General features: G+C 33.9%; 3 protein-coding genes. All 3 read right to left on the bottom strand.

The window, feature by feature from the left end; genetic code table 11:
- Nucleotides 1-103 precede the first annotated feature (103 nt).
- The 3 genes from KHA90_RS24855 to KHA90_RS24845 are packed head-to-tail and all read right to left on the bottom strand — an operon-like array spanning nt 104 to nt 3,351.
- A complete protein-coding gene (locus tag KHA90_RS24855) occupies nt 104-1,117 on the bottom strand; it encodes a site-specific integrase (protein WP_213308194.1) in 1,014 nt (337 codons plus the stop codon).
- Nucleotides 1,104-2,093, bottom strand: coding sequence for a tyrosine-type recombinase/integrase (locus tag KHA90_RS24850; RefSeq protein WP_244860605.1), 990 nt, complete (start codon nt 2,091-2,093; stop codon nt 1,104-1,106). The genes KHA90_RS24855 and KHA90_RS24850 overlap by 14 nt, the downstream gene beginning before the upstream one ends.
- On the bottom strand, nt 2,083-3,351 hold the full coding sequence (locus KHA90_RS24845; RefSeq protein ID WP_213308192.1) for a site-specific integrase: 1,269 nt from the start codon (nt 3,349-3,351) through the stop codon (nt 2,083-2,085). Before KHA90_RS24845 ends, KHA90_RS24850 begins: the two co-directional genes overlap by 11 nt.
- Nucleotides 3,352-3,503: the final 152 nt, after the last annotated feature.

The raw sequence follows: 3,503 nt of genomic DNA, 5'->3' as shown, positions 1-3,503 counted from the left end.
TGCTGTTTATGCAAAGCAAAATATTATGTAAAGCAATTGACTATATCTAATACAAAGCCAATTGTTTATAAGAAAATATAGCTTCATTGCTTTACATAAATTATTAGAATTGTTTGAGCCAGCTAATCAAATTGTAATCTGTAGTCCACACAGGCTCTTCATCTGGATTCATATTAATGTATGCTTTTTCTAATGCTATTCTTTTCTGTTTGGAGTCAGCTCTCGCATAAATCTCGGTAGTTTGTATTGATACATGTCCGAGTATATCACGGATGTAAACGAGGTTCACTCCAGCCTGTAGTAAGTGCATCGCTTTAGAATGTCTAAGGGAGTGGCAACTAATTTTATCCGGAATTATCATTTTATTTTTTGCTCTGACAGCATTACTGTATTTCTGAAGAATATAATTGATTCCGGCACGGGTAAGTTTTTCCTTTCTACTATTAAAAAAAAGAGGACACATATTAGCGGAAAGATCATTTAGCCGATGTTCTTTGATATATTGAATGAGATGTTGTGTTTGCATTTCCAACATTGGTACTAAGCGCGCCTTATTTCCCTTTCCAATAAGTTTAATAGTACAGGGTTTATTAAGACGTAACATAGCAGGAGTCAAATCAATAATTTCTTGTACTCTCGCTCCACTATCATATATTAAAGCGAGAAGTGCCAGATCACGGCGACCTTTACTGGTTGTTAAATCAGGTTGTTGTAAAAGTGATTTTATCCCATCTATAGTTAGATAGTTCACGCTTTTCTGTTCGGTTCTTTTAAGTTTGATAGATAGAATTTTTTGGCTTTCATGCAAATTTTCTAAACTTTCGTATTGCAAATACCTATAGAAAGAATGAATTGCAGCCAAGCGTGAGTTTCGTGTTGAATTACTGCATTTTCGTTCTTTTTGAATCCAATCTAAAAATTCAATCACTGTTTCCTTTTTAATCTTATCAAGTGTTATTTTCTCAAGCTTAATTTGTTTCTGATGCTGAATAAAATCTAAAAGCAAAATAATAGTGTCTCGATAGGCTATTATTGTGTTAATACTAGCCCCTCTTTCACCGGGCAGATACCTTGATATAAAATCAGATATATACTTTGAAAAATCAGTCGGTTTCATAATTGTTGAATTTAGGGAACATATCAAAGCATACTTTGTCTATATCTTTAAGTAAACTAGGATACATGCTCGAGGTTAATCTGACATATTGATTTGTTGAATCGAAGGACTGATGTCCCAGGTAATTAGAGAGTATTGGCATCGAAGCATACAGGTCTATACCAGCTTCGGCCATATTGGCAAGTGAGGTAACAGCAAACGTATGTCTCATATCGTGAATGCGTGGACCCTGTCCTCCGCCAATATAAGGGATGCCTGCTTTTGCAAGACATTCCTTAAACCTTGCAAGTATAGCACCGGAACTAGGTGAATTTCCATTAGTGTTGACAAAAAAATTTTTAATTTTTGTTTGATTCAGTGGAATCTGGTCTCTATAACAAACATATTCTTTGCAAACAGATGCTAGAGATGTTGAGATGGGAATGATTCTTTGCTTTCTGTTTTTACTATCCTTTACCAGTAAATAATTTTCAATCAGATTAATATCATCTTTTCCCAACGCCAAGGCTTCACTGATACGAACTCCTGTACTGTACAATAACCTAATTAAAACAGGAAAACAAAAAAGACAGGAATTCATATTGGCTACTTTTAGTCTTAATTCGTCGCAGGCTCTAAAAATGGTGTCAATTTCCTGCGGTGAATAAATGTATGGAATGAATGTGCTTTTGGGATGTGGCAGAAGTTTAGGAATATATGATTGGACACCAAAGTCACATAGGTAGGATGAGAATTGTGCAAGAAGCCTTACTCTTCTATATCTATAAAACTCACCTTCATTTGGTAGCCTTTCAGACCACTTCTCGGCAAACTCTTTAGTAATACCTGATGATGTTTCTTTCGTTTGCTCAGCAAAACGATCCAGTTGAAATAGGATAGTAGAAAATGTTCGGTAGACATATCCTAATTTTAACTTCATATCAATAAATTGCTCGATATTTAAACCGTATATACTATTGTATTTTCTATTTTTCATAAAAAACACCTCCTTTCTGCTGATAAAATTCTTTAGCCACTAAAGGGACATCAAGGACACATTGCCTCATTGATTTGAGGTCAATTCGTAAATAGTATCTTGTCGATTCACTATTTGCATGACCCAACACTTCGGAAATTACTGGAAGAACTGTACTTTCTTCGAGCATTCTAAATCCGAGTGTATGACGTAGAGAATGAGACCCAAATTTTCGTTCCCGAATGTAAATATTAGTGCTTCTGAATGCTCTCAAAACAACTTTGGTCACGCAGCCACTATCGGGAAAGTGCTTGTAGGGCGGCGTTGCTTTTAAGAATAGATATGGTTCCTGTGATTCAGGACGACCATATTTTAAGTACTCAATTATTGCATTTCCGACATCAGGAAGTAAAGGCAATATCAATTTTTTCCCTGTCTTAACTTGATTTAGTTGCAGCGTACTGGTATCCCAATGCAAATTATTGAATTGTAAATTTGCAATGTCCGAACCTCTAATTCCTAATCTTGCAGCAAGAAGAATTATTGCATAATTTCTTTTCCCTATACGGCTTGATCTTTCTACAGACGCGATTAACTGTTCTATTTCTTGTATTGAATATACGGAGGGGAGTTTGGGTTGGTTAATGCGTTTATACCTAGGAACTTTTTTAGAATAATCAACATCTAAATGAGCGTGTTGATATGTATGCCTTAAAAAACTGCTGAGCACTGATAATTTGTTTGGTATTTGTACATCATCACTAAGTTGAGCTACATATTGCAGAATAACTACAGAATTAACATCTGTAATTTTACATATATCATTTGCATTGCAATAAGATAAAAAATGATATAAAAATTGCTTGTAATAGCGTATACGACTAACAGACAGCCTAACTTCGTTACTTTTGAAATCTAAAAACATTTCAATTATTTTTCCGATTTCACCAGTAAAGACAAATGCCTTAGAGAGAAGCTTGTCGCAATTCTTAATTTTTCCCGTTATCTGAAATTCGGTTAATCGTTTAACCGCAATTAAAAAATATTGATCACTGTCGGAAAGTTCCCGTTTGGTACGATTACCGAACTCTACACTAAGAATTTGTATTTCTACAGTTTGATCATAATACTTAATTTCTTTGGAGTCCATGACTTTTTTAAGTCGTTTCCAACAACTTCTATATCTGTCAACAGTACTTTTTGCAAAACCTAACTGAGATTTTAGATAATCAGTAGCACCCAAAATTAATTTTTCAAGATTCTTGTTTTCTTTGTCCATTATGCTAATAGTTTAAAAGTTATTAATACCACTAAATAACAATATTATTGAGTATGACTAAGAATATTATGTAAAGTAAATTCGATATAAAGAACTGGTAATAATACAATTACGTTGTTTTTTTTTGCATAATATTTTGATTTGCATAAACA

Source organism: Flavobacterium psychroterrae (assembly GCF_018380615.1).
GTDB classification, from domain to species: domain Bacteria; phylum Bacteroidota; class Bacteroidia; order Flavobacteriales; family Flavobacteriaceae; genus Flavobacterium; species Flavobacterium psychroterrae.
This window is presented reverse-complemented; position numbering and strand designations above follow the sequence as displayed.

Excerpts from the sequence above, each read along its gene's own strand:
- KHA90_RS24855 (WP_213308194.1), bottom strand. The coding sequence starts at position 1,117 with ATGAAACCGACTGATTTTTCAAAGTATATATCTGATTTTATATCAAGG.
- KHA90_RS24850 (WP_244860605.1), bottom strand. The coding sequence starts at position 2,093 with ATGAAAAATAGAAAATACAATAGTATATACGGTTTAAATATCGAGCAA.
- KHA90_RS24845 (WP_213308192.1), bottom strand. The coding sequence starts at position 3,351 with ATGGACAAAGAAAACAAGAATCTTGAAAAATTAATTTTGGGTGCTACT.